The sequence below is a fragment of the Candidatus Pelagibacter communis genome (genome assembly GCF_001180225.1).
GTDB lineage: Bacteria > Pseudomonadota > Alphaproteobacteria > Pelagibacterales > Pelagibacteraceae > Pelagibacter > Pelagibacter ubique_D.
Genome location: NZ_CVST01000036.1, coordinates 1 through 6,743, shown reverse-complemented (window position 1 = coordinate 6,743; position 6,743 = coordinate 1). Strand labels below are relative to the sequence as shown.

10 protein-coding genes are annotated in these 6,743 nt (G+C 29.9%); 4 read left to right on the top strand and 6 right to left on the bottom strand.

From position 1 onward, the window contains the following. On the bottom strand, positions 1-182 hold a 182-nt coding region (locus tag AMN99_RS02765), incomplete at its 3' end, for a nitrilase-related carbon-nitrogen hydrolase (RefSeq protein ID WP_306452583.1). 141 nt (positions 183-323) lie between these two features. Between AMN99_RS02765 and AMN99_RS02760 the strand changes: the two genes are divergently transcribed. Beyond that, positions 324-1,682 (top strand): hypothetical protein, encoded by a 1,359-nt coding sequence (locus AMN99_RS02760; protein WP_075506314.1) that lies wholly within the window; start codon positions 324-326, stop codon positions 1,680-1,682. A gap of 110 nt (positions 1,683-1,792) precedes the next feature. Here AMN99_RS02760 and AMN99_RS02755 read toward each other — a convergent pair whose 3' ends face one another. Then, the gene (locus AMN99_RS02755) at positions 1,793-2,245 is read right to left on the bottom strand and encodes an Lrp/AsnC family transcriptional regulator (RefSeq protein ID WP_075506313.1); all 453 of its coding nucleotides are present in this window, start codon (positions 2,243-2,245) and stop codon (positions 1,793-1,795) included. Between the two features lie 117 nt (positions 2,246-2,362). Here AMN99_RS02755 and AMN99_RS02750 point away from each other — a divergent pair, with 117 nt between their 5' ends. Beyond that, on the top strand, positions 2,363-3,337 hold the full coding sequence (locus tag AMN99_RS02750) for a dihydrodipicolinate synthase family protein (RefSeq protein WP_075506312.1): 975 nt from the start codon (positions 2,363-2,365) through the stop codon (positions 3,335-3,337). A 26-nt stretch (positions 3,338-3,363) separates the two neighbouring features. Here the strand turns inward: AMN99_RS02750 and AMN99_RS02745 are convergent, their stop codons facing one another. Beyond that, on the bottom strand, positions 3,364-3,753 hold the full coding sequence (locus AMN99_RS02745; protein ID WP_075506311.1) for a DUF2306 domain-containing protein: 390 nt from the start codon (positions 3,751-3,753) through the stop codon (positions 3,364-3,366). Here AMN99_RS02745 and AMN99_RS02740 point away from each other — a divergent pair. Both AMN99_RS02740 and AMN99_RS02735 read left to right on the top strand, forming a co-directional pair. Continuing rightward, positions 3,752-4,198, top strand: coding sequence for a DUF2141 domain-containing protein (locus AMN99_RS02740; RefSeq protein WP_075506310.1), 447 nt, complete (start codon positions 3,752-3,754; stop codon positions 4,196-4,198). The genes AMN99_RS02745 and AMN99_RS02740 overlap by 2 nt on opposite strands. 7 nt (positions 4,199-4,205) lie before the next feature. Next, entirely contained in the window at positions 4,206-4,430 is a 225-nt protein-coding gene (locus tag AMN99_RS02735) for a DUF6552 family protein (RefSeq protein WP_075506315.1), read from the top strand. 26 nt (positions 4,431-4,456) lie between these two features. Here the strand turns inward: AMN99_RS02735 and AMN99_RS02730 are convergent, their stop codons facing one another. The 3 genes from AMN99_RS02730 to AMN99_RS02720 form a co-directional block, all read right to left on the bottom strand. Further along, positions 4,457-5,671, bottom strand: coding sequence for a Coenzyme F420 hydrogenase/dehydrogenase, beta subunit C-terminal domain (locus AMN99_RS02730; RefSeq protein WP_075506309.1), 1,215 nt, complete (start codon positions 5,669-5,671; stop codon positions 4,457-4,459). Continuing rightward, positions 5,671-6,402: a class II aldolase/adducin family protein gene (locus AMN99_RS02725; RefSeq protein WP_075506308.1), complete on the bottom strand. Its 732-nt coding sequence runs from the start codon at positions 6,400-6,402 to the stop codon at positions 5,671-5,673. Before AMN99_RS02725 ends, AMN99_RS02730 begins: the two co-directional genes overlap by 1 nt. Beyond that, positions 6,402-6,743, bottom strand: a 342-nt coding sequence (locus AMN99_RS02720; RefSeq protein WP_179850432.1) for an NAD-binding protein, incomplete at its 5' end; no start/stop codon positions are given. The genes AMN99_RS02725 and AMN99_RS02720, both read right to left, overlap by 1 nt.

Sequence of the window (6,743 nt, the reverse complement as noted above, 5' to 3'; positions counted from 1 at the left end):
CTCATCTCGCCACCTGGTTTTAACCTCCAAACATATTCTGGATATCCAGGAAACCAAGCCTCAGGAAACACAACTAATTTAGACCCTTGGCCAGCAGCAGTTTCAATAAGTTCAACTCCTAAATCTATAGTTTTTTGTAAGTTAAGATATTTGGGTGGATGTTGAATTACAGCTACTTTCATAAATAAATTTTATTATTTAAAGATTAACAATATCCCATTCATAAATAAAGTGATTACTAAAGAACCAATGTCATTGACGCACTATTAGAGCAGGATTTGCAGTGATTAGACTCACAATTTAGAATTTGTTAATACTAAGATATGAAAAAAGTTTTAGGAGTATTTACTCTTTTTTTATTTATATTTTCAAATTCTTTTGCAGAAGAAAAAAAAGCTATATCAAAATTTAATGGTGCATACACTTACAGCCATTTCTGCACTAATGAACCAGAGCCAAAATATGATGGTAGTAGATTTATAATTGAAGATGGTGTTATTTCGAATGATAAAGGTGGTGGTGGTAGATGGAATATAAAAAAATATAAATTAAATAAAAAGGGTAATCTTTCAATTCAAGCTCAGAGGAAAGATAAAAAATACAAAATTAAAGGGAAGCTAGAAATTGAAGGTCAAAAAATCGAAGGCAAACTATTAGCAAAAAGGTACAGTAAAAATGGAGATTATGAAAAAAATTGTGACATAGTATTTACAAAAGTTGGAGATTTACCTGAAAAAATTTCTTTTGATGATGATCGAAAGGTTACTGAAATCAAAGTTACTTCAAAAAATGTCTATCATGAAATTTCTCTTCTTAAAGATGAAGGAAAAAAACAGAAAATACGTGTTGAATTAAGAAATCTTGATAATTTAAGTAACGGGTTAATTATTGTTCTTCCATCAAGCACACCTAATATGGATGATGAGAAATTCTATGAAAAACAAGTTAGCGAATTTGGATTTGCAACAGCAATAGTATTTGGAGCTGAACCAAGATACCAAAAAAAGTTTACTGGTTCTTATACATCATCAATGATTATGTATGATGCTATAGCAACAATTAAAGCGGTAACAAAAAAATTTAGTGAGCCTAAAGAAGTTATATTGATTGCATCATCAACGGGTGCACTAGCAATTTTTAAAGCAGGTTGGCAAGATTACATTGATAAATACCCCTCAATGAAATTGGTCTCAAAAGGATTTATGATTAATGCTGCTTGCCCTGATAGGTTTGAGGCTAAGTTTAATAAGGATGTGCAACTCGTTGCAGTTAATGGTACTTGGGATGACTCTACTCCTGGATCAATATGTAAAGATTTAAAAGATTCAGGAAGTTTTGAAAATATTCATTTATTAGCATATTCAGGAGGTCATCACTTTGAAAGCCCTATGTATCCTCCAACGAAATTTGTATCTAATAGTTTAACCCTTTTACCTAATTGTTCGATTAATTATAAAAACAACTTATATCAAATTATAAAAAAAAGAGACGGAACTGGTGAATGGGACTCAGAAAAAAAAGGATATGAAAAAGATCAAAGAGAGTGGCTAGGAAACAATTGTATTAAGTCTGGTGCAACTCAAGGTTATGAAGAATATTCATCAAATATGTTTTGGGAAGATATGAGATCATATTTAGTTGATAAAATAGAAATACAAAATCTAAAAGGTTATTCTAAATAAAAGAACCAATGTCATTGGAGCACTATTGGAGCAGGATTTGTTTATAAAATTGTGGATTGTAACTGAATTGTAATATTATTTTAATGAATTGTTATATTTATTGTTAAAATTTATTCCACACGTGAGTATTCCGACTTTACTCTACTCAAAGGTATAGAGGTTTCAACAGAAGAAACGCCCTCTATTACAGTTAGTTTTTTAGTTAAAAAATCTTTAAATTCCTCAACGTCTTTAACTGCAATTCGTATTAAATAATCTTTATCTCCAGTCATTAACCAACACTCAACAACTTCAGGAAAATTTAAAATTTTTTTCTCAAATTTATCAAAGTTTTTTGATTGCTGTTTTTCTAAGCTAATAAATATAAATGCAGGAAATTTATAACCAAGTGAGGTTTCATCAATATTTACTGAATAATTTTTAATTATATTGTTTTCTTCTAATTGATTTATTCTTCTTGCAGTAGGAGCAATACTTAAATTTATTTTCTCACTTATATTTTGAAGTGTAGTTTTACTGTTATTTTTAAGTATTTTTACAATTTTTTTATCAACTTCATCCATATTTTTAATAAATTTTATTAATATTTATCAAATATCTTATAAAATTTACTAATATTCAACTATAAATTAGTAATAATAGAGAAAATTTATTTTTTATTTCGTGTAATTACTAATTACATGAATAAATCTAAATCATTTGATCCACTTTGGGTCCCAATTATTTCTCATTATCAAAACACAAAAAATTTAGAGCTAGATGAAAAGCTTATTCAAAAACACATCAACTGGTTAGACCCATATGTAAAACAATTCTTGGTTTGCGGAACTACAGGAGATGGATGGAATTTAACTGATGAATTAATAATCAATTGGTTAGATATATTAAATGATAATTCTTTAATTAAAAAAGATAACAAAGTTTTATTTGGAGCATTTGGAAAAACAACAGAAGATGTTCTAAGAAGAACGGATATCATAGAAAGATATATAATTAAAAATGGATCCTCTGCAGGATTTTTTGGATTAACTTTATGTGCTCCCGTTGATGAAAACATCAAACAAGAAGAAATTATTTCACATTTTAAACGTATTATTGAAAATACATATTTGCCGATTTCTATCTATCAACTGCCCCAAGTAGTAAAATGTAATATTGAACCTGAAACATTAAAAATATTAAAAGATAATTTTCAAGATAGAATTCAATTATTTAAAGATACTAGTGGAAAAGACGATGTTGTGAATTCTGGAATTAATTTTAACGATTTAATATTTTTAAGAGGAGCAGAGGAAAATTATTTTGATCATTTACAACCAAACGGAAAATATGATGGATTTTTATTAAGCTCAGCAAATTGTTTTGGTAAAATTTTAAGAGAAATTTGTAATAATGTTACAAACGGTAATTATAAAGATGCAAAAAAGATGTCTGAAGAATTAAGTGATATAATCAGAATTTCATTTTCTGAAGGTCAAAAACTAGATTTTGGAAACCCTTTTTCTAATGTAAATAAAGCCTTTGCTCATGTATTGATTAATAAAGATAATCTTAGCTGCAAAACATGTTTTGATAGAGATATACCTGGTGAATTTCTCAACGATATGTTTTTATTATTAGCTAAACACAATTTAACAAAATCTATAAACGTATAAACAAAAAGATCTTAATTTTAGTATTGTCAGCCTATCAAAATTTGATGCATGACACGTCCTGGCATAAGAGTAAAAAAGCCTGTTAAAATTAGAGCAAAAAAATATGTTGCGATCATTACTTGTTTATGACGTTTAATATTTCCTACACGTGCATAATAAATACCAACACCTAGTATAAAAATTGTCCATAAACTCAATAAATGTATAGGACTATAATCTCCCCACATTTTTGTTTTATGTATAAAAAAGGAAGTTATCGCTACAATCAGCATTAAGCTTACCCATATACGACCTAACAATTTATGAATTGGTCCACCTTTTTTCATAGAAAGTTGAATACCACCTAAAATTATGGCAATCATTGCTATAATAGCGTGAAGTGGTATAGGGTGTGCTTCGTTGAATAATAAAGTCATGTTTAAATTTTATCAAAATATATTTGTAATTTTTATCTTACCGTTTCTTATTACTACATCTCACACTTATGCTGCAACTGTAAGTGTTAAAGTTAATAATATTGAGAAAAAAGGTGAAATGCATTTAGCTATTTATGATGATGCAGAGGTATTTGAAAATGATGATGGTGAAAAAGGTGGTGCAGCAAAAGGCATTATTCAAGGTGTAATCGAAGATGTTGAAACTGGCAGTGTCACTTACACATTTGAATTACCAGATGGTACTTATGCTATCGGTATTTTTGTTGATAAGAACTACAATAATAAAATGGATAGAAATTTGTTTGGTGTACCAAAAGAGCAATTTGGTTTTAGTAATAATGCCAAAGGTAAGTTTGGACCACCTTCATTTGAAGATGCTTCCTTCACTGTTTCAAGTGATATGAAACTTGAGATTAATTTATAAATTTACAATGAAAGACATAAAATTTGTTGATTATGTAAAATGGATAGCAACCATCATTCAATTAATTGGTTATGGGATGACTGGTTTAAACATGACTCCCTATAATGTTTATTTATTTTTTTTAGGAATTTTTCTTTGGTTTGCAGTTGGAGTTATGTGGAAAGATAAAGCAATAATGGTCGTACACGTAGGTGCTTTTATTTCATTACTAGTTGGTTATTTAAACGCGTAAGATTTTATTTAAATATTAAAAAATTTTTAATTTCCTAACCTCTTTGAAACACCTTGCTCTTGTTGTTTGTTAAACTCATCATCGTTTAAGTTATACAATTCTTCTATTCTAAGATTTTTAGTTGTGATTGTTGGAACATTATTATTTTTCATTCCAAGATGTCTTGCAAACACTGCTTGTTTTTTACTCGTTTGATGAGGTTGAAAATCTTTAATGTCTTCAATGGTTACTTTGTCTCCTTTAACAAGGTATCCGTTCTCAACTGCTTCATTAAAAACTTTAATTCCTTTTTTTGTTCGCATCACTGCAGCGTTAAAACCTTCATCTTCTCCTTTAGGAGAACCCCCTCTCCAAGTATCTAAAGCTGCGATATCAGAGCTCTCTCCTATTGCATCGGGACATATTTTGCATCTAAATGGAACTTTCCAATTGCTTTCATCGCCCCAAAAAGAATTATAATCTTTATCAAACTCTCTTTGATCTTTTGTTTTGATATACATTCTTCCAGGGTTACCAAATCCTCTATATCTAAATTCTTCTAACTCTTGTTCTTTAACATTAAAGCTATCAATAAATTCTTGTGATTTTGTAAGTTCTTGAAAACCTCCACAAACAAGGGTGAATATATACTTACAATACTGATCAACTCTTTCATCTGATTTAGCAAGTAATCTAATAGCTCCTGCATCACAAGGTTTTCCAACAAAAGCGAAAGTTTGTTTTTTATCTAAGGCTTTATGAAATTCACTTAAAGGTGAAGATGGACCGTATCTTGATCTACTTTCACAGTTAATTAAGTCCTCTTTATTATAACTGTATTTTACAATGTTTCGCATCGGGTTATCTTTGTCCCCTGCTGTATGCATAATAAAATCAACTTTCTTTTGTTCTAATAAATATAAAGACAATCCATTTAACAAACCACCTGTGGAACTTTGAAATCTAATCTTTGGATCAGTAGACCATGAATAATATAAATCAAAATAATTTCCCCAAACCAAATCTTTATTAGATCCTTCATTTTCTTTATGATCTTCAGGTCCCTCAGCAATAACACCAGGACAAACTTTTTTAATATCATTTAAAGTTTCTTCTGTGATTGGTGTTAATTCTTTAGGTTCTAAATTACCTTTGTCACTCATCTCCATTTGAAGAGAATTGCCTGCAATACTTTTACAAAGTCCGCAGCCAATACAAAGGCCATTTTTTACAATATCATCTAAAGAATTAATTTTTGTCATTACTCTTTATATGATGGATCTTTTGCATCACATCTTCTAAGTAATGCTGGCCACTCATTTAATCCTGGTGAAAATAAATCATATTGCTTTTGAGATAATTTCCACATCTCCTCCGTTGCTCTTTCAAGAGGTAACCCTGAACCTGTTGCTTGTACTGCAACTTCGCACATTCTAATTGCATAATACATGTTCATAAAAGCTTCCCCTGCTGTTGCACCAACAGTTAAAAGACCGTGGTTTTTCATTATTAAAACCTTATTGTCTCCCATGTTTTCAGCAATTCTAACTCTCTCATCTTTGTTAATCGATAATCCTTCCCACTCATGATAACCAACTTTTCCATAAAGCATTGAACTATCTTGAACTAAATGAGGTATCCCATCTTTCAAAGCCGTTGCAGCTAAAGCTGATGGAGGATGTGCATGAAAGACGAATTTAGCATTTGGGTGATTTAGATGAATAGCACTATGAATAATAAAACCTGCGGTATTAGCTTTTTCAGGTCCTTCTAAAACTTTACCATGCTCATCAACTTTAATTAAGTTTGATGCTTTTACTTCCTCATATAACAAACCCATCTCATGCATAAAAAATGTATGATCCGTTCCAGGTGCTCTTGCAGTGATATGGTTCCAAACCGTATCATCCCAACCCATCATGTTTGTTAATCTAAACATGGCAGCAAGATCTACTCTTACTTTCCAATCTTCTTCGCTTATATTGTTTTTCATCATCCCTCCTTTGAAAAAGTTAATTTATTATTTTGTTCTAAAAGTTTAATCACTTTTAAGTGATTAGAATTTGGTCCGTAATTTTTGATCGCTTTTTTATAAATTTTTGAAGTTAAGTTCATTATTGGTAGTTTTAATTTTTGAAGTTTTATAATTTCATTAGCAAGATTTAGATCTTTCATCGATAAACCTAAAAAGAAAGATGGATCATAATCTCCATTAATCATGTTAGGGCCATATCTTGTTGAAGTATAACCACCACTTGCACTTTTATCGATAATCTCTAACATTGTTTTTGGTTTAATCCCTGACTTTACTCCAAGCATCAACGACTCTGAGAG

Excerpts from the sequence above, each read along its gene's own strand:
- AMN99_RS02760 (WP_075506314.1), top strand. The coding sequence starts at position 324 with ATGAAAAAAGTTTTAGGAGTATTTACTCTTTTTTTATTTATATTTTCA.
- AMN99_RS02755 (WP_075506313.1), bottom strand. The coding sequence starts at position 2,245 with ATGGATGAAGTTGATAAAAAAATTGTAAAAATACTTAAAAATAACAGT.
- AMN99_RS02750 (WP_075506312.1), top strand. The coding sequence starts at position 2,363 with ATGAATAAATCTAAATCATTTGATCCACTTTGGGTCCCAATTATTTCT.
- AMN99_RS02740 (WP_075506310.1), top strand. The coding sequence starts at position 3,752 with ATGTTTAAATTTTATCAAAATATATTTGTAATTTTTATCTTACCGTTT.
- AMN99_RS02745 (WP_075506311.1), bottom strand. The coding sequence starts at position 3,753 with ATGACTTTATTATTCAACGAAGCACACCCTATACCACTTCACGCTATT.
- AMN99_RS02735 (WP_075506315.1), top strand. The coding sequence starts at position 4,206 with ATGAAAGACATAAAATTTGTTGATTATGTAAAATGGATAGCAACCATC.
- AMN99_RS02730 (WP_075506309.1), bottom strand. The coding sequence starts at position 5,671 with ATGACAAAAATTAATTCTTTAGATGATATTGTAAAAAATGGCCTTTGT.
- AMN99_RS02725 (WP_075506308.1), bottom strand. The coding sequence starts at position 6,402 with ATGAAAAACAATATAAGCGAAGAAGATTGGAAAGTAAGAGTAGATCTT.